Here is a 25,585-nt window from a genome sequence, read left to right as displayed (position 1 = left end):
GTGGGGGAAGACCAGTCGTAAACTGGGCGGAACCTTACCAGATTGGCCACTTTTCCACAATCGAACCTGCGCCCCCGGCCCCCGGCCCGGGCTCCCAGCGCAGCACCCTCCCGGCCTCGCCCGGCGCGGCCGCGAAGGGTGCGCAGACCCAGTGTCCGCCGACCGCCGCCAGCCGGCCGTCCAGGTACAGCAGCGGGGTCCGCTCGCGCAGCCAGGGCGGCACCCCCGCCTCCTGGAACAGCTGCTTCAGGGTGTGGCGGCCGGCGCGCCCGGCCGGCTGGCAGCGCTCGCCGCCGACCCGGAACCGCACCTCCGCCGCGGCCCCGGCCAGGCTCCTCTCCGCCAGCCCCCGGCCGCTGGCGGGCTCCAGTGAGAGCCGGCCCAGGCCCGCGGGCAGCCCCAGGTCCCCGTCCAGGCGCCATGGCAACCCCTCCGCCGGCGGCGCCGCCAGGGCGCCGAGCAGGTGGAGCCGACCCCGGTGGCGGCGCACCTCCACCCCGCCCCAGGCGATGCGCGGGGCGCGATCCGTGCCCGCCTCCAGGCACTGGCGGCGCAGGCTCTCCAGCCGCGGTCCCGGCGGCAGCGGGGCGCCCCGTGCGGCAATCCAGTGGCGCAGCAGGTTGCGCTGGCGGGCCGGCGGCAGCGCGCCCAGCTCCGCCACGGCCAGGCTGCCGCCGGGCTCCCCGCCACCGGCCCGGGACAGGTCCTCCGCGGCCAGCGCCTCCAGCAGCTCCAGCGCCTCGGCGCAGTGCCCGGCGCTGCGGCCCAGGCTCTGCGCGACGGCGGGCCAGCGCACGCGCAGCCGGGGCAGCACCTCTTGGCGCAGGTAGTTGCGGTCGAAACCGGTGTCGCTGTTGCTCTCGTCCTCCACCCAGGCCAGGGCGTGGCCGCGGGCATAGGCGGCCAGCGACGCCCGGCTGAAACCGAGCAATGGCCGCCCCAGCCAGCCGCCGCCCAGGCGGCGCAGGCGGGGCATGCCCGCCATGCCGCGCAGACCGCCGCCGCGGAGCTGCTGCAGCAGAAGGGTTTCGGCCTGGTCGTCCAGGTGCTGGGCGGTGAGCAGGAGTTCGTCCCCGGCCAGCAGCTCCGCCAGGGCCCGGTAGCGGGCTTCGCGGGCCGCGGCCTCGGGGCTCTGCCCGGGGGCGGGCCGGGCGTCCACGCGCAACAGCCGCAGGGGCACGCCGAGGCCGGCGCAGACCCCGGCACAGTGCGCCTCCCACTCGTCGGCCCGCGGGCTCAGGCCATGATGGACATGGACGGCCGCCAGCGGCGCGGGCAGCCCCGCAGCCAGTCCGGCCAGGAGATGGAGGAGAACGTGGGAGTCCAGGCCGCCGCTGTAGGCCACCCAGAGCCGGGGCGCCGGCGGATAGCCGGCCAGGATGGCGGCGACGGCCGCGGGATCGGGCGGCACGGCCGACGGGCGGGGCGCGCCGCGTCCCGCCACCGGATCACCCTTCCTTGAAGACGCCGTAGTTCGCGATGCGGCGCATCCGATACTCCAGCAGGGTGTCGGTATCGACGCGGTCCAGCTGGTCGAGGTATTCCAGGAGGGTGGTCTTCAGCCGCTCGGCCATCAGTCCCGGATCGCGGTGGGCGCCACCGAGCGGCTCGGGGATTACCCGGTCGGCCAGCTCCAGCTCGCTCAGCCGGTCGGCGGTGATGCCCATCGCCTCGGCGGCGTCGGCCGCCTTGGCGGCGCTCTTCCAGAGGATGGAGGCGCAGCCCTCGGGAGAGATGACCGAGTAGGTGGAGTACTGCAGCATCAGCAGGCGATCGCCGATGCCGATGGCCAGGGCGCCGCCGGAACCGCCCTCGCCGATGACGGTGCAGATGACGGGGGTGCGCAGGCGCGCCATCACCATCAGGTTGCGGGCGATGGCCTCGCTCTGGCCCCGCTCCTCGGCGCCCACCCCCGGATAGGCGCCCGGGGTGTCGATGAAGGTCAGGATGGGCAGCCTGAAGCGCTCGGCCATCTCCATCAGCCGCATGGCCTTGCGGTAGCCTTCCGGGCGCGGCATGCCGAAGTTGCGGTGCACCTTCTCGTGGGTGTCCCGGCCCTTCTGGTGGCCGATGATCATGACCGGCCGCCCTTCCAGGCGCGCCAGGCCACCGACGATGGCGGCATCGTCGGCGAAGGTGCGATCGCCGTGCAGCTCCTCGAAATCGGTGAAGAAGGCGTCGATGTAGTCGAGGGTGTAGGGGCGCCGCGGATGGCGGGCCAGCTGGGCAATCTGCCAGGCGCTCAGGCTGGAGAAGATGGACTCGGTCAGGGCCTTGCTCTTGGCCTCGAGCCGGGCGATCTCGTCGCTGATGTTGATCTCGTTGTCGTCGCCGATGAGCTTGAGCTCCTCGATCTTGGCCTCGAGCTCGGCGATGGGCTGTTCGAAATCCAGGAAGTTCAGATTCATGGGGACGCTGCTCTCTCCGTGAACGGGCGATTATACCCTAGCCGGCGCCCGGATAGCAGCCGGCCGCGGATGGCCCGGGCCACCCGGAGCCCGCCCCTCGCCATGGGCCGCTTCCCGCGCCGGGAGCGGCGGTTCTCAGAACCCCAGCAGGCGTGCCGCCTGGTAGAAGACGGCGCTCACCAGCCATGCCACCAGCAGCCCCCAGCCGAGCGCCAGCAGGGTGAAGCCGCCGCTGCGGGACTCGCTGCGCAGGGTCGCCACGGTGGACAGGCAGGGGGTGTAGAGCAGGGTGAAGAGCATGAAGCTGTAGGCCTGGACCCAGTCCATGCGGGTGGCCATCACCCCCATCAGTGCATCGCCGCTGGCCCCGTAGATGACCGCCAGGGCGCCGATCAGCACCTCCTTGGCCACGAACCCGAACATGAGCGCCACGGTGAGCTGCTGGTCGATGCCCAGCGGCGCCAGCAGCGGCTCGAACAGCGCGCCGATGTGGCCGGCCAGGGTCTCGGGCCCGGCCGGCATGACACCGGTGGGCAGGTGGGTGAGCAGCCACACCAGCACCACGCCGATGATGATGAAGGTGGTGGCCCGGCGCAGGAAGTGGCTCACCTCCAGCCAGCCGCGCATGAACACCTGGCGCAGGGTGGGCAGGCGGTAGGGCGGCAGCTCCAGCACGAACGGCTCCTCGCTGCGGTAGCGGCCGCGGAACAGCCACGCGGTGAGGAACGCCAGCAGGAAGCTCACCATGTAGAGGCTGAACAGCACCAGCGGGGCCTGGGCAGGCGCGAACAGCGCGGTGGTCAGGAACAGGAAGACCTGCAGCCGCGCCGAGCACAGGGAGAAGGGAATGATGAGCATGGTGAGCAGGCGCATGGCCCGGGTGCGCATCACCCGGGTGCCCATGAGCGCCGGCACGTTGCAGCCGAACCCCATCAGCAGCATCACGAAGCTGCGCCCGTCGAGCCCCAGCCGCGACATCATGGCGTCCATGATGAAGGCGGCCCGGGACAGGTAGCCGCTGTCCTCCACCACCGCCATGCCGAGGAAGAACAGCACGATGATGGGCACGAAGGAGGCCACCGTTCCCAGCCCGTCGAACAGCCCCTCCACCAGCAGTCCGTAGAGGAAGGCGGGCAGCACCCCGGCCAGCGGCGCCAGCGCCAACCCCTTGAACTGCTCCAGCAGCCAGGCGGTCCCGTCCTGGAGCGGCGCGCCCAGGGTGTAGACCAGCTGGAACAGCAGGAACACGGCGAGGAAGAACAGCGGCAGGCCGAACCAGGGATGCAGCAGCACCCGGTCCAGGCGCGCGGTGGCATCCTCGCCGAGGGGCCGGGACAGCTCCACCGCATGACCGAGGATATGCTCCATCTCCACCTGCAGGCGGTCGTCCTGCTGCAGCTGCGCCCGCAGCCAGGCCGCGCTCACCGGGCGGCTGTCCTGCAGGACCATCCGCAGCATCTCCAGCGCCTTGGGGAAGCCCTGGCCGTACTTCGCGCTCAGGGTCACCACCGGGGCCTCCAGGGACCCCGACAGGCGGTCGATGTCCACGTGCACCCCGCGCTTGCGCGCCTCGTCCGCCATGTTCAGCAGCATCAGGATGGGGATGCCCAGCTCCTTCAGCTGCAGGGCCAGACCCAGCTGGCGATCGATCTGGGTGGTGTTCAGGATCACCACCACCAGGTCGAGGGGATTGTTCTCCAGAAACTCCCGCACCACCCGCTCGTCGTCGGAAAAGCCGTGCAGATCATAGATGCCCGGCAGGTCCACGACCTCCACCATGGCATCGCCCACCAGCACCTTCGCCCCGAGCAGGTCCACGGTGACCCCCGGCCAATTGCCGACCCGGGCGCTGGCGCCGGTCAGCCGGTTGAAGAAGGTGGACTTGCCCGTGTTGGGCATGCCCAGCAGGGCGATGCGTTTCATGATGTTCGGCTTCTTCTCCTGGACACCCCCCCGGACCCTTCACCGGTCAGGGCGGACTGTCAACATTACGCCCGCTCCGTCCCGCGACGGAACCCATCCCCCCGGAAAAACTGGGGTTTGGCCCATCCCGCGCACGCAGGCCCGGACCGCTGTCCGACCGCACACTGCTGCGGGTTGCCGCCGGGAGTTGTGGAGCGGGTCAGGCCGCGCGCAGGATTTCGATCTTGCGGGCGTCGACCGTGCGGATGGCCACCTCCGTGCAGCCGATGCGCACGTGCAGGGGGCCGTTGAGGATGCCGCGGCGCAGCACCTCGAGATTCTTGCCGGCGCGGAAGCCGAGGGCCAGGAGACGCTGATGGAGCCCCTGCTCGGCGTGCACCGCGCGGATCACGGCCCGTTCGCCGGGTTGAAGCTGGGACAGCCTGAGCGTGGAATCCATCGGGATCGATCCGGAGTCAAATAAGAATGATTCGCATCTTATCCCGAACCCGGCCCATTAGCAACTGCTCATACTGTCCTGGTGGCGACTCGAACCCGATTTTTCACCACGAAGGACACGAAGGACACGAAGTAAAAACATATTGAATACAAAGTCTAACCAGCATCCTCCAACACTCCAGAGATTCTGCAAGAACCGTGACGGGCGTGAATCCTGGAACGCGGGAGGTAACTCATCCTGCTTGCCGGCCAAGCCCGGTACACCCATGGCTTCTCGCTTAATCACCTCCCCCTCCCCGCAACCGCCCACGTCAATCACAGCCCAGAGAACTCCGCCAGGACCACTTGACCAACGCCTTGATATGCATATGGTGATGAGATATCACCTCACTGATCCGAGCACGGATGTGAGCGCGCGGGCGCGGGTGCGACACCTCACCACCAGATCGACCACCCCAACCGAAAGGAAACGTCCGATTCAGAGTCCGCAGTCAAGGGAAGACGTTCGATGGACGATTTGTCACCAAGCGACCTCAAGAGCGTTTTACATTCGAAGCGCGCCAACCTCTACTACATTCAGCATTGTCGCGTTCTCGTCAATGGCGGCCGGGTTGAATACGTCACGGATGAAGGGAAGCAGTCCCTGTATTGGAACATACCCATCGCCAACACCACCTGCCTGCTGCTGGGGACGGGCACATCGATAACCCAAGCGGCGATGCGTGAGTTGGCCAAGGCGGGCGTTCTGGTGGGTTTCTGCGGAGGTGGCGGAACACCCTTGTTCAGTGCCAATGAAGTGGATGTGGAAGTGGCCTGGCTCACTCCACAGAGCGAATACCGGCCAACGGAATACCTGCAGCACTGGGTCCGCTTCTGGTTTGACGACTCACTACGCCTGGAAGCCGCGAAAGCATTCCAATACGCCCGACTGCAGCGCATTGAGACCCACTGGCTGAAGAGCCGGGCCCTGCAGGACGCGGGTTTCGAGGTAGCGGAACGCGCCCTGGCCCCATTGCTGAAACGGACTCGAGCGGGCATTGAGGCCTCATCCGATACAACAAACCTGCTCACGCTCGAAGCCCGCCTCACCAAGGAACTCTTCAAAATCGCCGCCAGCACCATGGGATACGGCGAGTTTGTCCGCGCAAAAATGGGCACCGGAACCGATCCAGCCAACGCTTTTCTGGACCACGGCAACTACCTGGCTTATGGCCTGGGCGCAACGGCCACCTGGGTCCTCGGCCTGCCGCACGGGCTGGCGGTTCTGCACGGCAAGACACGCCGGGGCGGTCTGGTGTTTGATGTGGCGGATCTGGTGAAGGATGCCATCATACTCCCGCAAGCTTTCATCTCCGCCATGGCCGGACATGACGAACAGGAGTTCCGTCAGGCCTGCATAGACGGGCTGACACGCAACGAAGCGCTCGATTTCATGATCGACACCCTCAAGCGAATCGCAAAAGAGATTGGGGGATCGGCCGCTTGAATGTCCTCCTGGTCTCCCAATGCAGCAAGAATGCACTGACCGAAAGCCGCCGTATCCTCGATCAGTTCGCCGAGCGGCGCGGAGATCGCACTTGGCAAACCCCCATCACCGCACAGGGGCTCGAGACACTGCGTCGCATGCTACGCAAGACCGCCCGCAAGAATACGGCTGTGGCCTGCCACTGGATACGCGGAAAGGATCACAGTGAACTTTTGTGGATCGTCGGCGACGCCCGACGGTTCAACGCCCAAGGGACCACCCCCACCAACACGACTGCCCGGGATGTACTGCGTGGCCAGGACGAAAACGATTGGCATACCGCCGAGGACATACGGCTACTGGCGGCACTTGCCTCGCTCTTCCATGATTTCGGCAAGGCAAACCAGGCCTTTCAGAAAAAGCTTACTGGCAAGAAGCCGGTCGCGGACGCCTACCGCCACGAATGGGTCTCGCTGCGGCTGTTCGAAGCCTTTGTCGACCGGGACAATGACGAAACATGGCTGCAGCGACTGGCGGCACTGAAGCAAGGTGGAGAGAAAGGCGTGCTGGATCGGCTTTCTCGGGACGGGATGGATCGCCGTATTTCCGGGCCGTTTGAGAAACTGCCTCCGCTGGCGCGCGTCGTCGGTTGGCTCATAGTCAGCCACCATCGCCTGCCAACCCAGGTAAAGGGCAGTCCTGTCCGTTCCGAACTGCTGGCAAACCTGCCGGGGGAAATCGAAGACGAATGGTGCGGGCTCCAGTTCGATGTCACGGAAAACGAAATTGAAGCCTGTTGGCGTTTCGGCAAGGATCTACCCTTTGCCAGTGTGCAGTGGCGTGCCCACGCATCCAAGATCGCCCGAACGATTCTGCAGCGTGCCGCCATGCTGAATGCCAGTTGGCTGGATGACCCATACGTGCTGCACCACGCACGCATGGCCCTGATGCTGGCCGACCACTACTACTCCAGCCAACCCAGCCACAGCCGGTATGGAAGTCCTGGATACCCACTCCATGCCAATACGGATCACGAATCAGGCGCCCTCAAGCAACGGCTCGACGAACACCTGATCGGCGTCGAGGTCAATGCCAGCCGGATTGTCCGCACACTGCCCCGGCTGACCAGGCAGCTTCCAAGCATTGCCCGGCACAAGGGTTTCCGGCAGCGCACCAAGAACCGTGCATTTCGGTGGCAGGATCGCGCCTTCGACCTGGCCTCAAGCATTCAGGCTCGCAGTTCGTACCAGGGCTTTTTCGGTGTCAACATGGCATCGACCGGCACGGGCAAGACGCTGGCAAATGGTCGTATCCTCTATGGACTGGCCGATCCACGGCAAGGTGCCCGTTTCAGCATTGCCCTGGGGCTGCGTACCCTGACGCTGCAGACAGGCGACGCCTATCGGGAGCGTATGGGCCTGGGCGCCGAGGACCTTGCAGTATTGGTGGGTGGGGGCGCCATTCGGCGGTTACATGAACAGCAGCGTGAGGAGGAGAATCGATTGTCAGTGGAGGGCTCAGAGTCCAGCGCCGACCTGTTGCCAGAACAGCATTACGTCCACTTCGAGGGGAGTCTGGAGGACGGTCCCCTGAACCGCTGGCTGAGGAATAACATAGACGCCCAAAAACTCCTCAATGCACCTGTTCTCGCCTGCACAATCGATCACTTGATCCCGGCAACGGAGGGTACTCGCGGCGGCCGTCAAATCGCACCGATGCTGCGCCTCATGAGCGCGGACCTGGTCCTGGATGAACCGGACGACTTCGACACCGACGATCTGCCCGCGGTTAGCCGCCTCGTTCATTGGGCCGGCCTGCTGGGCAGCCGTGTCCTGCTCTCGTCCGCAACCCTCCCCCCCGCCCTGGTACGGGGCCTGTTCCAGGCATACCTGGAGGGCCGGCGAATCTATCAGCGCAACCGCGGCGTTCCCGGCCAACCCCTGTCTGTATGCTGCGCCTGGTTTGACGAGTACTCAGCCGAGGCTGGGGATCACGCAGAGAGCGATAGCTATTCAAGGGCCCATCACGCCTTCGTAGACAGACGTCTCCGCAAGCTGTCGGAGGCAGAGGTTCGTCGCAGAGCCGTCATCAAACCCCTGCAAATCACACATTGCCAAGATCAGGAAATAGTAACGACGGCGCTGGCAAGGCATCTGCATGGGTATATCCACGAACTCCACGCGCGACATCACACGCGGGATCCGAGAACCGGAAAACGGTTCAGCTTTGGCCTGATACGGATGGCCAATATCGGTCCGCTGACGGATACGGCCAAGGCGCTTTATACCCTGGGCGCGAAGGAGGATCACAGGATTCATCTCTGCGTTTACCATGCACAGCATCCGCTGCTGGTTCGTTCAGGCATAGAACACCAACTGGATAGGTTCCTGAACAGGAAGAATCCTGACGCGGTATTCGAAGAATCAGAAATTCACGAGTATCTTGATAAGGGTTCAGAGCCTGAGCAAATCTTCGTTGTTCTGGCTACCGCCGTCGCCGAAGTGGGCCGGGATCATGACTACGACTGGGCGGTGGTCGAACCCTCCTCCATGCGCTCCATCATCCAGTTGGCCGGCCGGGTACGCCGTCATCGTCCAGGGCCCTGCGACACGGCCAATGTCTATCTGCTGGACACCAACGTTCAGCACCTCATCCAGCCGGGCGGGCCCGCCTTCTGCCGTCCTGGCTTCGAGAGTGAAACCTTTCCGCTTGCAACCCACAGGCTGACCGAGCTCCTGAGCCCTCAGCAGTTAAACGCCATCGACTCCTCCACCCGGATCCGCGAGCGCGAACCACTCGTCCCGACACGGAATCTCGTGGATCTGGAGCATGCCAAGCTTCGCTCCCTGATGTTGGGAACGACGGCGGGTGGTGCGCTGAAATTGAAGCCCATCGCGTTGTGGTGGAATACACGCGCCACCCTGAGCGGCGAACTGCAGCGCACCGCGCCTTTCCGCCTGGACCCGGTGGGCCGACAGCGATACGGTCTGCTGCCAGATGATGACGATGAGATCGACTTCTTCCGTCTTGAGCGCGACGGTAACAGGACAGCGGCAGGCAACCTCTTGCAAACACCCGAGCTCAAGCCCGGACCACGCATCGAATTCTGGGGCAAGCCAGACTACAGCGAAGCCCTGGAATCGCTGGCAGAAAGGCTTGGTATGGAAATTCCGCATTGTGCCCGGCTGTTCGGCATTGTCGACCTCCCGGCCAATGGTGAAGTGAAAGGCTGGATCTACCACCCGGCCCTCGGGTTCAGTCGAGCCCGATAACACCGCGCAAAGTGCCCCGTAGCACGCAAGCCTTGTGGTTGTTAAATCAGTGGTGACACCCGCATTTTTTATGAACCGCATCACGAACCAGCAATAACCAAAACATGACCACTAATACAAACACATGATTGTCATGTTGTTTTATGGCGTGTATCGTCTCGACAGTCAAATCAGCAGATCACAAGGAGTGTGCGCTTGTGGCTAATTCGGCCGAATCTCCCATCAGTACGGCTCTTATCCGGCAGGTGATCAAAGATTTCCTCCAAGAGCGGCTTCAGCCCAAACTGGAGCGGGTCAAGGAAAACGAGGTCCACGAGCGCGAAAGACTGCTGAAGGACCATCAGCCGGCGCGGTGGATAGCCAACGCGGCCAACCGTGTCGGGCAGATCCAGCAGGTCACCCATGCGCTCAAGTACACCCACCCCGATGCCAAAGGCACCAGCCTGAATGCGCCCGGCAATCCGGAAGCCGATGAATTGCTGGTCGGCACCCATACGATCGATGAGGTCACCGCTGATGTCGTCGGCAATGCCGCCGCGCTTGATGTCTACAAATTCCTGAAATTGCAGGTCGGTGGGAAAACGCTCCTCGATCTGGCCATCGAGGGCAACACGGCTTTGCAGGCCGCTTTCTCGAATGACGAAGAGCAGGCCAAAAGCTGGATGGCGGCCTTCGCCGACCTGTCCAAGCCCAAGGGACAGCCGGCCTCCCACAAGTTCGCCAAGCAACTCTACTGGCCCATGGAGGGTAACGGCTACCACCTGCTAGCCCCCCTCTTCCCAACCTCGCTGGTGCACCACGTTGTAAGCACCATCCGTGAAGACAGGTTTTCGGAAGAAGCAAAAGCCGCCCGCAAGGCTTACCGGGAGCGGGAGCCATACCCGCACGGTTTCCGCGAATACCCTCATCTGGCCATCCAGAATTTCGGCGGCACCAAACCGCAAAACATAAGCCAACTGAACAGCGAGCGCTATGGTGAAAACTACCTGCTGGCAGCTGTCCCTCCCCTCTGGCTCTCGGAACCGGTGCGTCCGCCGCTAAGAACGGAAAGCATCTTCGACCGACTGTTCGGCAGACGGCCGCGGGTGCGGGATCTGCTCCGCATCCTGCGTGATTTTCTTGCGCGTGTTCAGGACGTCAACAACGTCCGCATCCGCAACACCCGCGCGGAACTGATAGCACATCTCCGCGACGAAGTTCTGCTGTTTGCCGCTGAAACCCAGGAAAACGAACCGGGCTGGACCCTGGATGAAATGTGCCGGTTGAACGTGGATGAACAGTGCTGGCTCGATCCGGAGCGAGCCGGACAGGATGAATCCTTTGCGGCTCTCTGCACCGGGGTCGATTGGAGAGATGGTATCTGCAGACGCTTTGCCAACTGGCTGAACGCTCAGCTCACATCGACCCAGACACCCATGGGAGAACTGGAAGCACGCGAATGGCAGTCGGTGATGGAGAAGGAAATCAACCTTATGCGCATGGAGCTCGACTTCTATGACTGAACCGACCGCCTTGTTGCTTTTGCCGCGCCTGCGGGTCCAGAACGCCAATGCCATATCCGGCCCCCTCAGCTGGGGGTTCCCCTCTCCCACCGCGTTCACCGGATTCGTTCACGCACTGGAGCGCCAATTCACCAGCGTTCTGGAAAAAGGCTTCGCAGGTGTGGGCATTGTCTGCCACGACTTCGAGCCCCAAATCTCCCAACCGGCAGGGAAACGCACCCAGGTCTTCCGTTTGACCCGAAATCCAGTTGGAAAAGATGGATCGACCCAGGCGCTCGTGGAGGAGGGACGGACCCACATGGAGGTCAGCCTTGTGATCGCCGTACGCGACTATCTGCCGGCCAGGAAGGGGCGTGAATTCGCCGATGATGCCATGACCGTAGTCCACGGCATGCGCATTGCCGGGGGCAGCATCCTGCCCAAGCGCGAGGGCAGGCGCTTTGACGCCCAGTGGTGGCCACTGGAGGAGGATCTCGAGGGTCAGAGACTACTCCTGCGAAAGTTCCGCCGGCGTCTTCTACCCGGCTTTGCCCTGGTTGAACGGCCCGATCGCCTGGCGGAACGCCTGTCTGAGCTGCGGGAGCGACAACCTGACGCATGCGCCCTGGATGCACTGCTGGATCTCACCCGCCTGAACTTCGATCCCGATATGCCTGATCCGGAAAAGCCGGGTGAGCTGCGGTGGGGCATCCGCAGGAAACCAGGATGGTTGGTACCGATCCCGGTCGGCTATGCCGCCCTGTCGCCACTTTATGCGGCTGAAGAGGTGGCGAACTCCCGTGACGATTCCACACCCTTCCGTTTCGTGGAAAGCCTCTATTCGCTGGGGGAATGGGTCAGCCCGCACCGACTCACGGATCTCAACCAACTGCTTTGGTACAGCGAGGCCGACTCAGCCAAGGGCATCTACCGCTGCATCAATCGCTATTCCCAGGCAATGGAAACCGCCACTACAGGCATCGCATAAGGAGTATCAAGCATGGCCAAGAACGACCTGAAAACCGCATCCGTCCTCGCCTTTGAACGCAAGCTGGACCCCTCCGACGCACTCTTCAGTGCCGGCGCGTGGGAAGACAGGAAAAACGGTGCTCAATGGCCAGCCGTCGAAGTGCGCGAAAAATCCATACGCGGCACAATCTCCAACCGCCTGAAGACCAAAGAGCAGGACCCCGCCAAACTGGATGCCTCGATTCAGGCGCCCAACCTGCAGACCGTCGATGTCGCCACCCTGCCCAATAATGCAGACACGCTACGGGTCCGCTTCACCCTGCGCGTCCTCGGCGGTGCCGGGGTACCCTCGGCCTGCAACAACGCCGACTATCAGGAGCAGCTGCATGCAGTCGTTCAACAATACATCGGAGAAATAGGGTTTTCCGAGCTGGCGTACCGCTACGCCAGCAACCTGGCCAACGCCCGGTTCCTGTGGCGCAACCGGATCGGTGCGGAGTCCATCGAAGTGCAGATACGCCATCTGGAAGAAGGAAACGTGACGAAGGAGTGGGTCTTTGATGCTCACAGACTCTCCCTGCGGGAGTTTGGCGCCCCAGACACGGTGGCGAAACAACTCGAGCAACTGGCCGCTGTAGTGGAAATGGGGCTTTCCAGCAGAAGCCATGTCCTGCTGGAGATTATCGCCTATGCCCGCGTCGGCGACGGCCAGGAGGTCTACCCGTCCCAGGAACTCATTCTCGATAGGGGCGACAAGCGGGGACAGAAGAGCAAGACCCTCTACACGGTCGGTGAAGTTGCGGGAATGCACAGCCAGAAAATCGGCAATGCAATCAGGACCATCGATACCTGGTACGCAGATACGATCGACTTGGGACCGATCGCGGTGGAACCCTACGGCTCCGTAACCTCCCAGGGCAAGGCGTACCGCCAGCCCAAGCAGAAGACCGACTTCTACAATCTGCTCGACAACTGGGTCCTGAAGAAACAGGCGCCTGAGAAAGGTCATCAACACTTTGTGATGGCAACGCTGATACGAGGCGGCGTGTTCGGCGAAAAGGAGTAAATCATGGACCACTACCTGAATTTTCGGCTACTTCCCGACCCGGAATTCCCGGCGCCGCTGCTGATGAATGCCCTTTTCTCAAAGCTCCACCGCGCCTTGGTTCAGATTGACAGCCGAACAATCGGAATCAGCTTCCCCGAGGTGCAGCAGGAAAAGCCATCTCTGGGGCGGTGTCTGCGACTACACGGGACGGCCGATCACCTCGAGAGATTGATGGCGGAGAATTGGCTGGTCGGAATGCAGGACCACCTCGTACATCCGCAGTTATCCATCGTGCCAAACAATGTTCAGCATTGCCGAATACGGCGCGTGCAGCCGAAGTCCAACGCCGAACGTTTGCGACGTCGCTATCTCAAACGCCATCCCCAACTCACTAATCAAGACGTCGAGGCAAAGCTGCCCGATTCCATAGAGACGCGGATAAAACTTCCATTTCTCCGCTTGAAGAGCCAGAGCAATGGGCATTCGTTCTGCCTGTTTCTGGAACATCTGCCCCCCCAGGAACAGCCGGTCGATGGAGCATTCAACACGTATGGCTTGAGTTCAGAGGCAACGATCCCCTGGTTCTGACCCTTTCCCTGCACTCAGAATCAACGTATTGAAGATCAAATAGTTACGCCCACACCCTGAAAAAGGGTGTGGGCGCTTCTTTTTGAAGCAAGCTCTTTAACAACAAGGCATTAGAGATCATAGCCAATACTTCACTGCCGCACAGGCAGCTCAGAAAGCCAGCGCCGCCAAGTCCGCCGGCGGGACCAACTTCACTGCCGCACAGGCAGCTCAGAAAAAAGCAGGATCGGCGCGCCGGCGCTGTGTGCCCTTCACTGCCGCACAGGCAGCTCAGAAAAGCGGAACCACCGCCGCGGACAGCGGCGGCAACTTCACTGCCGCACAGGCAGCTCAGAAAGGGCGATCCCGGCCGAACATCCGCACCCGGGGCCTTCACTGCCGCACAGGCAGCTCAGAAAATCGTCAGCGCATCCGCAGTCCGTCGCATGGTCTTCACTGCCGCACAGGCAGCTCAGAAATGGGGCGCCCGCGTTTCCCGCCGGATGCGAAACTTCACTGCCGCACAGGCAGCTCAGAAACTGGCCCGCTGGCGGTCGAGCTGGCGGCAGGCCTTCACTGCCGCACAGGCAGCTCAGAAATGCGTGCAACCGATGGCCCGCACCGGGGCAGGCTTCACTGCCGCACAGGCAGCTCAGAAATGGTTCGCCGCGGTCGGGTTCGCGCCGAACACCTTCACTGCCGCACAGGCAGCTCAGAAAGCTGTCCCGCTCAGCATGTGATGCTGTTTCCCCTTCACTGCCGCACAGGCAGCTCAGAAATCGGTGTCCAGCACATACACCCCGAGCCGCTCCTTCACTGCCGCACAGGCAGCTCAGAAATCGCGCAGGAGCTGCGCCTCCTCGAACAGCCACCTTCACTGCCGCACAGGCAGCTCAGAAATTGCGGGCATCCTTGGCATAAGGGCCCAGTTTCTTCACTGCCGCACAGGCAGCTCAGAAATCGTGCACGTGCAACCCAGGGAACCACCCCTCCTTCACTGCCGCACAGGCAGCTCAGAAATCACCGGCGCGGCGCTGGCGGCACCGCCCACCCTTCACTGCCGCACAGGCAGCTCAGAAAACCCAGGGCATGAGCCGCGATTCCATCGCCGCCTTCACTGCCGCACAGGCAGCTCAGAAAACCCGGTCGATGGCGCCCCGGTTGACCCGCGTCTTCACTGCCGCACAGGCAGCTCAGAAACGTCTCTGCTCCCGAGCACTCGGCACCTTGGTCTTCACTGCCGCACAGGCAGCTCAGAAAGGTCTGCGGACTACCAGGACCTGCGGGTCAGCCTTCACTGCCGCACAGGCAGCTCAGAAACATGTGATGGACTCACCACAGCGCACCCCAAAGCTTCACTGCCGCACAGGCAGCTCAGAAATGTGCGCAGAACATCGGTACATGTATGAGACCCTTCACTGCCGCACAGGCAGCTCAGAAAGGAACCGGCCCGGGCGGAATCCGAGAAACCTACTTCACTGCCGCACAGGCAGCTCAGAAATCGACGCGCCCCCCGTCTCTGCTCCCGAGCACCTTCACTGCCGCACAGGCAGCTCAGAAAATGTAGCGCAGGTAGTGGCGCTCCCCGAGCTCCTTCACTGCCGCACAGGCAGCTCAGAAAATAGATGGACAGCTCGCGGGCCTTGCGCACCACTTCACTGCCGCACAGGCAGCTCAGAAAACACCGAGAGCGGGATCGCTGGTAATACGTACCTTCACTGCCGCACAGGCAGCTCAGAAAAGCAGACCGGCGGCGAGATCCTGGACGCTGCACTTCACTGCCGCACAGGCAGCTCAGAAATTCCAGGGGTGCCGGACCTTCCGTCCTCGACGCTTCACTGCCGCACAGGCAGCTCAGAAACGGACGCGGGTCAACCGGGGCGCCATCGACCGGCTTCACTGCCGCACAGGCAGCTCAGAAATGGAGAACATGCCCAAGGTGAAAGCCGCCTTCCTTCACTGCCGCACAGGCAGCTCAGAAAAAGCGCGGCCCGGGCTTCGGCCACGCTCGAGACTTCACTGCCGCACAGGCAGCTCAGAAAGCCGAGAGCGTCACGCTCGACTACCGCGCGCACTTCACTGCCGCACAGGCAGCTCAGAAATTATTCGGTCGTGAATGTGTATGGCACGGGTTCTTCACTGCCGCACAGGCAGCTCAGAAATTTAGCACTTCCTCGCCACGGCCGGAGCGGATCTTCACTGCCGCACAGGCAGCTCAGAAAAACAGTCCCGGCCAGCGGCCGCCCCGGATGAACTTCACTGCCGCACAGGCAGCTCAGAAAACCTCGGCCACATGCGGGCGGGCGTAGGGGTACTTCACTGCCGCACAGGCAGCTCAGAAAAGGGAGGCAAAGTGGCAGGCGGCGGGCGGAGACTTCACTGCCGCACAGGCAGCTCAGAAAGCCGGGAGTGCGATGAGGTACTCGATTTCGCCCTTCACTGCCGCACAGGCAGCTCAGAAAGCCGGTGGCTACCGGGCCGGCCGCGCCGGACACTTCACTGCCGCACAGGCAGCTCAGAAAGGGAGCGGGCGGCCGCCGAGGCGGCCGTGGAGCTTCACTGCCGCACAGGCAGCTCAGAAATCCACTCCCGCCCCAGCTCCAGGGGTCCGCCCCTTCACTGCCGCACAGGCAGCTCAGAAATGGCGCACCCGGGCCCACTGGATGGCCGACCGCTTCACTGCCGCACAGGCAGCTCAGAAAGGGCGAGTAGGGCGCGGCCTCGCCCAGCTCGTCTTCACTGCCGCACAGGCAGCTCAGAAAGCATGCGCGAGGCCGGCGAGAAGCTGCGCCAGCTTCACTGCCGCACAGGCAGCTCAGAAAAGAACCGCCAGGCGTCGTAGTCGAGCCCTGTCCTTCACTGCCGCACAGGCAGCTCAGAAATGCTCGATGGCGCGCTCAACCGATGCCAGCTTCTTCACTGCCGCACAGGCAGCTCAGAAAACAACGAGCACGTCCTCGGGCGGCTGCTCCAGCTTCACTGCCGCACAGGCAGCTCAGAAAACGGCGGCGCGGTGACGCTCCCGGCAGTCGGTCTTCACTGCCGCACAGGCAGCTCAGAAACCCTCGGCAAACTCCGATACGACAGAATCATGCTTCACTGCCGCACAGGCAGCTCAGAAAAGCGACGGCGGGCACGGCGGTCCGAACCAGAGCTTCACTGCCGCACAGGCAGCTCAGAAAACCATCACCGCCGCTGTGGATTTCGCCGGTGTCTTCACTGCCGCACAGGCAGCTCAGAAAGTAGGGGGAGGACCCCTTGCGCCGGGGAGCACCTTCACTGCCGCACAGGCAGCTCAGAAAAGCAGACCCTCGAACAGCTGGCGGCCTACGGCCTTCACTGCCGCACAGGCAGCTCAGAAAAGGACACGCTGGAGCGCGTAGCGGCCGCACTCCTTCACTGCCGCACAGGCAGCTCAGAAATGGGCTCTACGCCTGGGGCGACGAGACCGGAGCTTCACTGCCGCACAGGCAGCTCAGAAAAAACTCACCGCCCTGAGTACGTCGAATGAAACCTTCACTGCCGCACAGGCAGCTCAGAAAACTGGTCGGCTGAGTGGTAACGATGAACTTGAACTTCACTGCCGCACAGGCAGCTCAGAAATTACGGGGCTATGGCGATACGCGTTAGGGTCCCTTCACTGCCGCACAGGCAGCTCAGAAAGCACATCGGGACATACTGCCGCCCCAGGCGGGCTTCACTGCCGCACAGGCAGCTCAGAAATTGGCGGCGACGCGCTCGCTCTCCTCGTAGTCCTTCACTGCCGCACAGGCAGCTCAGAAAGATGCCGAGACTGCAGCGACCGCAGCCGAGTCCTTCACTGCCGCACAGGCAGCTCAGAAATTGACGAACTCGCCGCCCACGGTTGAAGCCAACTTCACTGCCGCACAGGCAGCTCAGAAAACCAGTACCACGATCTACTGGAACAAGGGCAGCTTCACTGCCGCACAGGCAGCTCAGAAAGTCCCGAAATTCATTGCTCGGGATGGAGATAACTTCACTGCCGCACAGGCAGCTCAGAAAAGACGGGCGCGGTTGGGTGAAAAACCGTCTCCCTTCACTGCCGCACAGGCAGCTCAGAAAAGCAAGGAGTGTGAACCATGAACATCTACGTCCTTCACTGCCGCACAGGCAGCTCAGAAATGTGGGACTGGGAGGCCGGCGCACCGTTCCGGCTTCACTGCCGCACAGGCAGCTCAGAAATTGGCCACCGCGGCATTTACAGCGGCCACGTACTTCACTGCCGCACAGGCAGCTCAGAAAGATGCTCCAGCACCGCCCTGGTTCCTGGACCCCTTCACTGCCGCACAGGCAGCTCAGAAACTCTGGCGTCACATCCTCCAGGCGGGCCCGGGCCTTCACTGCCGCACAGGCAGCTCAGAAAAACCCCCCGGACTCATTCCATACCACGCCCTGCTTCACTGCCGCACAGGCAGCTCAGAAATGCAGGTGGCGGTGAAGGCGGCAGAACGGGAGCTTCACTGCCGCACAGGCAGCTCAGAAATCAGCGCGTCCGGTGGTGCGGTATTGGAGATCCTTCACTGCCGCACAGGCAGCTCAGAAATGTTTGATCAGGTACGTGTGTCCGGTCACTTCCTTCACTGCCGCACAGGCAGCTCAGAAAACGGCGTGCTCAGTGAGTCCGCTGCCGCTGCCCTTCACTGCCGCACAGGCAGCTCAGAAAACGACCGGCAACGCTAATGTCCTGGCAAGGGACTTCACTGCCGCACAGGCAGCTCAGAAAAAGCGGGATGATGTCGTTGGGCTGCAGGCTCACTTCACTGCCGCACAGGCAGCTCAGAAAACAAAACGGACCTCTCCGAAATCGGAGACATACTTCACTGCCGCACAGGCAGCTCAGAAAAATGAGGACACCATCAACTTCGTGGCAAGCACCTTCACTGCCGCACAGGCAGCTCAGAAAATTACGGTTAACAGCCAGTCGGCCAAGCCGGGCTTCACTGCCGCACAGGCAGCTCAGAAATGCTGATATAGCCATATACGGAGGCGCGGCAGCTTCACTGCCGCACAGGCAGCTCAGAAAATATGGGGCACCTGCATCATGTGGACGTGAAACTTCACTGCCGCACAGGCAGCTCAGAAAGTTACCGATGCCACTGGCGTGGGCGCGAGCCACTTCACTGCCGCACAGGCAGCTCAGAAAAGCCGGATCGGGTTGCCTTTGTCGCCCACGTACTTCACTGCCGCACAGGCAGCTCAGAAAACCTGGATGCTCTTCGAGCCCTGAACGAACTCCTTCACTGCCGCACAGGCAGCTCAGAAAAGTCGCACGTGCTGTTTGTTCTCGCGCACGAGCTTCACTGCCGCACAGGCAGCTCAGAAAATCCAGCGCCTCGAGCAAAACGGCGGCTATACCTTCACTGCCGCACAGGCAGCTCAGAAATCGATGACATTCGCGCTGGAGTCCGTCACCACCTTCACTGCCGCACAGGCAGCTCAGAAAACGCGCACCGCGCGCTCCACCTTGGCCCATGCCTTCACTGCCGCACAGGCAGCTCAGAAAACAACAACCACCACAACGACAACGGAAAAGAACTTCACTGCCGCACAGGCAGCTCAGAAAATCCCGGTGCTGCGCCTTCAGGCGGAGCCGGCCTTCACTGCCGCACAGGCAGCTCAGAAAGCCTGAAGCTGTTCCCAGTAGCCCGTGCCGATCTTCACTGCCGCACAGGCAGCTCAGAAACACCCGTGGCGCGCTGCTAGCCTCTCTCACTGCTTCACTGCCGCACAGGCAGCTCAGAAAGTCTCGCGGATCTGCGCCGGGTCGCTGCCCTCCTTCACTGCCGCACAGGCAGCTCAGAAAACAGAGCGCACCGAAGGGTGCTTGCGTCTACATCTTCACTGCCGCACAGGCAGCTCAGAAACGATCTGCTGTGGCACTTCGACCCGCGCAGCAACTTCACTGCCGCACAGGCAGCTCAGAAAGGCGACGCCAAGTGCCAGCTACCAGACAATCACTTCACTGCCGCACAGGCAGCTCAGAAAATGCTGACATCGTGCTCCAGCCCCCAGCTGACCTTCACTGCCGCACAGGCAGCTCAGAAAATCAGGTGCCCGAAGAAGTGCTCAAGCACATCCTTCACTGCCGCACAGGCAGCTCAGAAAAGGCTGAAATCGACCCGGACAGTCCAATCTGCCTTCACTGCCGCACAGGCAGCTCAGAAAGGCCGGCGCGGTGGTGGATGCCAATGGTGACGCTTCACTGCCGCACAGGCAGCTCAGAAAGGCCGGCGCGGTGGTGGATGCCAATGGTGACGCTTCACTGCCGCACAGGCAGCTCAGAAAGGCGGGCTGCTGTGCTGGCCGGACGCTACCCCCTTCACTGCCGCACAGGCAGCTCAGAAAAGCTGGCGGAAAAACTCTGACCTGTGAGGTACCTTCACTGCCGCACAGGCAGCTCAGAAACGGGCGAGGCCGACGAGGTAGGGCAAGGCCCTCTTCACTGCCGCACAGGCAGCTCAGAAAATCAAGACGAGCGTTGTGTGTCGTCGAGTCACCTTCACTGCCGCACAGGCAGCTCAGAAATACTCGGATGCTTGGCGTGGCTGGGTGGGTAACTTCACTGCCGCACAGGCAGCTCAGAAAGAGCGGCCACCCCATGAGCCACTCGACCCACTTCTTCACTGCCGCACAGGCAGCTCAGAAAAAGCGGCGCTCGCGTGGATGATCTTGGGAGGGCTTCACTGCCGCACAGGCAGCTCAGAAATACGTGCCCGATGGTGGTGCCTTGCGTGGCGTCTTCACTGCCGCATAGGCAGCTCAGAAAAGCCGGGCCGGTACAACGGCCGGCTACATCTACTTCACTGCCGCACAGGCAGCTCAGAAAGTCTGGCCGATGCAGACGGAGCAGTGTGTCATCTTCACTGCCGCACAGGCAGCTCAGAAAGGGAGAGGTCGGAGTTGGGCGAGTGGGTTGGCCTTCACTGCCGCACAGGCAGCTCAGAAAAGGATGAGGACAGGGACATCCTCACCTACACCCTTCACTGCCGCACAGGCAGCTCAGAAAGCCACAGGTAGTTGTGGCCCGTGAGCGGCCGCCTTCACTGCCGCACAGGCAGCTCAGAAATCTGACCAACGGGCGCCAGTGGATAGGCAAACCTTCACTGCCGCACAGGCAGCTCAGAAATGGGCCACCGTCTGCTCGACGGGAGCCAAAGCCTTCACTGCCGCACAGGCAGCTCAGAAAAGCACCAGTTCCAGGCGCAGCTCCTCGGCCACCTTCACTGCCGCACAGGCAGCTCAGAAAGCGACACCTGCCCGGCGATTGTTTCGCCCTTCCTTCACTGCCGCACAGGCAGCTCAGAAAATCTACCCCGAGCAACTCGGCACCGACCCTGCCCTTCACTGCCGCACAGGCAGCTCAGAAAAATTCGCTGACGTCATCGCCTGGACGGCGGTGCTTCACTGCCGCACAGGCAGCTCAGAAATGAGTGTCGCGGAGAATGGGCGCATGCAACGCCTTCACTGCCGCACAGGCAGCTCAGAAACGGCCGCCAGGGCCGCGTGATGAGCGCCCGCCCTTCACTGCCGCACAGGCAGCTCAGAAAACACAGCAACCGTGCGCCCCGTCTCCGGGTTCCTTCACTGCCGCACAGGCAGCTCAGAAATGGGCATGACGGACAAGCCGGAGGCCTGGGAGCTTCACTGCCGCACAGGCAGCTCAGAAACTCAGCAGAATTGCGTCACGGGGCAGCCGGACCTTCACTGCCGCACAGGCAGCTCAGAAAAGTCCGGCGCTGGCCAATCTGTCAGCGCATTACTTCACTGCCGCACAGGCAGCTCAGAAAATCGACACGGTGATTCGTCGGGCGCGCGTTCTCTTCACTGCCGCACAGGCAGCTCAGAAAATCGCTCGATGGGCTTATGACTGGAACACGAACTTCACTGCCGCACAGGCAGCTCAGAAACTGGAGGCGACCGGCGACGCGATGGCTATCCGCTTCACTGCCGCACAGGCAGCTCAGAAAGGCCGGCGACCTAGACCCCATCGGCTGGCTGGCTTCACTGCCGCACAGGCAGCTCAGAAAACCCGGGCAGCCGGTAGCACGTGGTTGTACACCTTCACTGCCGCACAGGCAGCTCAGAAAAACGGCAAGGCCAGTCTCGGCGCCGTGGACACCTTCACTGCCGCACAGGCAGCTCAGAAAACGGAACCGGATACGCGCGAGTATTCGCCGTCCTTCACTGCCGCACAGGCAGCTCAGAAAACCACCACGAACTTGCCCCAGGTATCGGACATCTTCACTGCCGCACAGGCAGCTCAGAAATGGTCGTAGGACTCCGGTACGCCCTTCTTGATCTTCACTGCCGCACAGGCAGCTCAGAAAATCGGCAACAGCGCCGAGCTGCGCGACTACGCCTTCACTGCCGCACAGGCAGCTCAGAAAGAGCTGCACGCCGACTGGCTGCGCCGCATCAACTTCACTGCCGCACAGGCAGCTCAGAAATCGTCCCAGCTGGCGCCGATGTCGCCGTAGACCTTCACTGCCGCACAGGCAGCTCAGAAAACACGGAGAACCCGGTACACTGGAGGAAATCTCTTCACTGCCGCACAGGCAGCTCAGAAATGACGCTGCAGAGCCCCGACACCGCCGAGGTGCTTCACTGCCGCACAGGCAGCTCAGAAAATTGCCGAGTCCTGCGCGTTCGTGGCGCTGGAGTTCACTGCCGCACAGAGCCCAGAAACTTACAGAAAATCATCAGAACCCTGCAGATTCTGATCAATAAACGTAAATCAACGTCAATCTGTGGTTGGCGGCCTTGTGTCTTTCTTCGTGTCCTTCGTGGTGAGTGATTTTCTCGTGGTGAGCCTTTTTCACGAATCGGCCAGGTTGTCCCGTGCCAGCACCGTTTCCACCAGGTCGCCCTCCGCGGCGCCGGGGGTGCGGACGCGGATGTAGTTGGTGGTCAGGCCGGTTTCGTTGCGCTCGGTCAGCACGGTGTGCCGGCGTCCCAGCTGGCTGTCGAGGAACTCCCGGCGGGTCGCCTGGCCCAGGGCGCGCAGCTCGGCCGCGCGGCGCTTGCGCTCAGCGGGGTCGAGCCCGTCGGGCAACGCCGCCGCCGGGGTGCCTTCGCGGGGCGAGAAGGGGAAGACATGCAGCTTGGCGAAGCCCAGCCGCTCCACCAGGCCCGCGGTCGCGGCGAACTCCGCCCCGCTCTCGCCAGGAAAGCCGACGATGAAATCGGCCGTCAGCGCCAGGTCGGGGCGCAGGGCCCGAGCCCTTTCCACCACCCGCTCCATGGTGGCGGCGTCGTGGCCGCGGTCCATCCGCTCCAGGACGCTGTCCGAGCCGCTCTGGATGGACAGGTGCAGGTGATCGCAGACGCGGGGATCGGCGAAGGCGGCGAAGAAGTCCCGCTGCAGGTACTGCGGACCCAGGGAGGAGAGGCGAATCCGGGGAATGCCGGTCTCGTCGAGGAGGCGCCGCAGAAGCTCGCCGAGGCGCGCCTCGGCCGGCGCCGCCTTGGTGTGGGAGCTGCCCCAGGCGGCCAGGTTGATGCCGGTGAGCACCACCTCCCGTATCCCCAGCTCCGCCGCCGTGCGGACATGCTCGACGATGCGCTGCGCGGGATGGCTGCGGTGGGCGCCGCGGGCGATGCGGGTGATGCAGAAGCTGCAGGTGTCGTCGCAGCCGGTCTGGATCGCCACCGGCAGGCGGGTGCGGGAGAGGGCCGGGAAGGGCTCCCCGCCCTCCTCCGCGCCGAACCGCCGCAGCAGCGCGCTTTCGTCCTCGAGCCGCACCGCCACGGGCAGGCGCCGGCGCCAGCCCTCCCGGTCGGCCCGGGGCCCGCAGCCGAACACCACCACCTCCTTCTCCGCCCGCCGGGCCGACTGGGCCATCTGGCGCGACTTGCGATCGGCCTCGGCGGTCACGGTGCAGCTGTTGACCAGGACATACTCGGCTTCGGCCTCGTCATCCACGAGCACGTGCCCGGCGCCCTGCAACGCGGCGCTCACGCGCGCGGCATCGAGCCAGTTCATCTTGCAGCCGAGATTGCGGATGTGGAATTTCACCGGGGGAGGTCTGGAAACGGTCCAGGGAACAATCGCTGAGTATAAACGAGGCAGACGCCAGCGAGGAACCGCAGCCCGGCCGTGGAGGCCGAAAACGGCAATTCGTTGGCAAAACGGCACGAGTCGTCTGTTCATTCAGCACTTTTCCGCTAGAATGAGCCACCATGACCCCGCCGTCGGGACGGGCGGCAAGCGCCCTGGCGCAGCGCCGGAGCGGTAGCGGTACCGTAGCAGCCCCGGGGAGTTTGCCAGACTCTCCCCGGGCAACCAGACAGACTTAACGGATGGGATGGACTACCCCATGAACAACAAGAAGCACTGGAAAGCCTTAGCCCTCCTCGTCCTGCTGCTGCTCCTCGGCGGCTGCGCCTCGGTGCCCATGGAGGAGCGCGACGCCCGCGATCCGTTCCAGGGCTTCAACCGCGCCATGTACACCTTCAACGACGGCCTGGACACCATGCTGATCAAGCCCATGGGCGAGATCTACGACGCCGCGGTGCCGGCGCCGGTGAGCCGCATGGTGACCAACTTCTTCGGCAACCTCGACGATGTCCTGAGCTTCCTCAACGCCCTGCTCCAGGGCAAGCCCGTGGAGGCGGCGGAGGGCTTCACCCGCGTGGTGTTCAACTCCACCTTCGGCCTGCTCGGCGTCTTCGACGTGGCCAGCCACATGGACCTGCCCAAGCGCAACGAGGACTTCGGCCAGACCCTGGGCGTCTGGGGCATCGACAGCGGCCCCTACGTGGTGCTGCCCTTCTTCGGCCCGAGCACGGTGCGCGACACCTTCGGCCTGGTGGTGGACACCTATACCCACCCGCTGGCCCAGGTGAACCCCGACGAGGATCGCTACTGGCTCTACGCGCTGGACACGGTGGACACCCGCGCCGATCTGCTGCGGGCGGAGCGGGTCTTCGACGAGGCGGCCATGGATCCCTACGTCTTCCTGCGCGAGGGCTACCTGCAGCGCCGGGAGCGGCTGATCCTGGACGGCGCGGCGCCGCCGGAAGAGGACCAGGAAACGGAGTGATTCGACGCGCGGGCACCTTCGGGTGCCCGCGCCGTTTCCGGCACCCCGACCATGCGCTGGTGGCACCTGCTCCTGCTCCCCGCCACCGCCTACGGGGCGGTGGTGCTCTGGATCGCCCTCACCCAGCCGCGTCTGCTCTACCTGCCCGACCTGCCCGCCCGGGATCTCACCACCACGCCCGACCAGGCGGGCCTGGCCTGGGAACCGGTACGCCTCGCCACCGCCGACGGGTTCGGGCTCGGCGCCTGGTATCTCCCCGCCGAAGGGGCCGACACCGCCCTGCTGTTCCTGCACGGCAATGCCGGCAACCGCGGCCACCGGCTCGACTCCCTGCGGCTGTTCCACGACCTGGGGCTGGCGGTGCTGATCCTCGACTACCGCGGCTACGGCGACAGCGAGGGGGAGCCCTCGGAGGCGGGCACCCGCCACGACGCCCGGGCCGGCTGGGAGCACCTGGTGGGGACCCGCGGCTTTGAACCGGGCCGGGTAGTACTGTTCGGCCGCTCCCTCGGCGGCGCCGTCGCCGCACGTCTGGCGGCGGACCTGGCAGCGGCAGCCACGCCGCCGCGCGCCCTGATCCTGGAGTCCACCTTCACCTCGGTGCCCGACCTCGGCGCCGAGCTCTACCCCTGGCTGCCGGTGCGGCTGATTTCCCGGCTGCGCTACGACACCCTGGGGCTGATGGCGCGCATCGACGTTCCCGTGCTGGTGGTGCACAGCCGGGAGGACGAGATCATTCCCTTCGCCCACGGCGAGCGGCTCTACACCGCGGCCCGGGAGCCGAAGCGGTTCCTCACCCTGCACGGCAGCCACAACACCGGCTACCACCTCGGCCGCGCGGCCTACCGGGCCGGGCTGGCGGCCTTTCTCGACGCCCTGCGGGACCGCCCGGCCCGCCCCCGGTAGTGGCGAAAACCCCCGCCCGGTTCTAACCTGAGGTCAGGGGCCCGC

The 25,585-nt window shown here is 63.5% G+C and carries 13 protein-coding genes and 1 CRISPR repeat array; of the genes, 8 read left to right on the top strand and 5 right to left on the bottom strand.

Features of this window, described 5'->3' with window-relative positions; all coding sequences use genetic code 11:
- Window positions 1-34: 34 nt before the first annotated feature.
- The 4 genes from tilS to DFQ59_RS17805 all read right to left on the bottom strand — a co-directional run bounded on the left by tilS (window position 35) and on the right by DFQ59_RS17805 (window position 4,770).
- Entirely contained in the window at window positions 35-1,444 is a 1,410-nt protein-coding gene (tilS, locus tag DFQ59_RS17820) for a tRNA lysidine(34) synthetase TilS (protein ID WP_245937313.1), read from the bottom strand.
- Window positions 1,445-1,448: 4 nt separating this feature from the next.
- Window positions 1,449-2,408 (bottom strand): acetyl-CoA carboxylase carboxyltransferase subunit alpha, encoded by a 960-nt coding sequence (locus tag DFQ59_RS17815; protein WP_114281086.1) that lies wholly within the window; start codon window positions 2,406-2,408, stop codon window positions 1,449-1,451.
- A gap of 135 nt (window positions 2,409-2,543) precedes the next feature.
- The gene (feoB, locus tag DFQ59_RS17810; RefSeq protein WP_114281085.1) at window positions 2,544-4,331 is read right to left on the bottom strand and encodes a ferrous iron transport protein B; all 1,788 of its coding nucleotides are present in this window, start codon (window positions 4,329-4,331) and stop codon (window positions 2,544-2,546) included.
- 199 nt (window positions 4,332-4,530) lie between these two features.
- The gene (locus DFQ59_RS17805) at window positions 4,531-4,770 is read right to left on the bottom strand and encodes a FeoA family protein (RefSeq protein WP_114281084.1); all 240 of its coding nucleotides are present in this window, start codon (window positions 4,768-4,770) and stop codon (window positions 4,531-4,533) included.
- Window positions 4,771-5,277: 507 nt separating this feature from the next.
- Between DFQ59_RS17805 and cas1f the strand changes: the two genes are divergently transcribed.
- The 6 genes from cas1f (at window position 5,278) to cas6f (ending at window position 13,592) form a co-directional block, all read left to right on the top strand.
- On the top strand, window positions 5,278-6,255 hold the full coding sequence (gene cas1f, locus DFQ59_RS17800; protein WP_114281083.1) for a type I-F CRISPR-associated endonuclease Cas1f: 978 nt from the start codon (window positions 5,278-5,280) through the stop codon (window positions 6,253-6,255).
- Window positions 6,252-9,506 (top strand): type I-F CRISPR-associated helicase Cas3f, encoded by a 3,255-nt coding sequence (cas3f, locus tag DFQ59_RS17795; RefSeq protein ID WP_114281082.1) that lies wholly within the window; start codon window positions 6,252-6,254, stop codon window positions 9,504-9,506. The genes cas1f and cas3f overlap by 4 nt, the downstream gene beginning before the upstream one ends.
- A gap of 197 nt (window positions 9,507-9,703) precedes the next feature.
- Window positions 9,704-11,008, top strand: a complete 1,305-nt coding sequence (gene csy1, locus DFQ59_RS17790) for a type I-F CRISPR-associated protein Csy1 (RefSeq protein ID WP_245937312.1) — start codon at window positions 9,704-9,706, stop codon at window positions 11,006-11,008.
- Window positions 11,001-11,975, top strand: coding sequence for a type I-F CRISPR-associated protein Csy2 (gene csy2, locus DFQ59_RS17785; RefSeq protein WP_114281080.1), 975 nt, complete (start codon window positions 11,001-11,003; stop codon window positions 11,973-11,975). The genes csy1 and csy2 overlap by 8 nt, the downstream gene beginning before the upstream one ends.
- 12 nt (window positions 11,976-11,987) lie before the next feature.
- Window positions 11,988-13,022, top strand: a complete 1,035-nt coding sequence (gene csy3, locus DFQ59_RS17780; protein WP_114281079.1) for a type I-F CRISPR-associated protein Csy3 — start codon at window positions 11,988-11,990, stop codon at window positions 13,020-13,022.
- A gap of 3 nt (window positions 13,023-13,025) precedes the next feature.
- Entirely contained in the window at window positions 13,026-13,592 is a 567-nt protein-coding gene (gene cas6f, locus DFQ59_RS17775; RefSeq protein ID WP_114281078.1) for a type I-F CRISPR-associated endoribonuclease Cas6/Csy4, read from the top strand.
- Between the two features lie 129 nt (window positions 13,593-13,721).
- A CRISPR array of direct repeats spans window positions 13,722-22,219; the repeat unit is 28 nt; unit sequence CTTCACTGCCGCACAGGCAGCTCAGAAA.
- Window positions 22,220-22,407: 188 nt separating this feature from the next.
- Here cas6f and DFQ59_RS17770 read toward each other — a convergent pair.
- Complete coding sequence (locus DFQ59_RS17770) at window positions 22,408-23,607, bottom strand: MiaB/RimO family radical SAM methylthiotransferase (RefSeq protein ID WP_170142214.1); 1,200 nt, start codon at window positions 23,605-23,607, stop codon at window positions 22,408-22,410.
- Between the two features lie 301 nt (window positions 23,608-23,908).
- On the opposite strand from DFQ59_RS17770, the gene DFQ59_RS17765 reads away from it, so the two are divergent.
- Both DFQ59_RS17765 and DFQ59_RS17760 read left to right on the top strand, forming a co-directional pair.
- The gene (locus DFQ59_RS17765; protein WP_114281101.1) at window positions 23,909-24,634 is read left to right on the top strand and encodes an MlaA family lipoprotein; all 726 of its coding nucleotides are present in this window, start codon (window positions 23,909-23,911) and stop codon (window positions 24,632-24,634) included.
- Window positions 24,635-24,685: 51 nt separating this feature from the next.
- Complete coding sequence (locus DFQ59_RS17760) at window positions 24,686-25,540, top strand: alpha/beta hydrolase (RefSeq protein ID WP_114281076.1); 855 nt, start codon at window positions 24,686-24,688, stop codon at window positions 25,538-25,540.
- Window positions 25,541-25,585 lie beyond the last annotated feature (45 nt).

The organism is Thioalbus denitrificans, assembly GCF_003337735.1.
GTDB classification, from domain to species: domain Bacteria; phylum Pseudomonadota; class Gammaproteobacteria; order DSM-26407; family DSM-26407; genus Thioalbus; species Thioalbus denitrificans.
The sequence above is the reverse complement of the archived record's forward strand: the minus strand, read 5'-3'. Positions and strand labels throughout refer to the sequence as shown.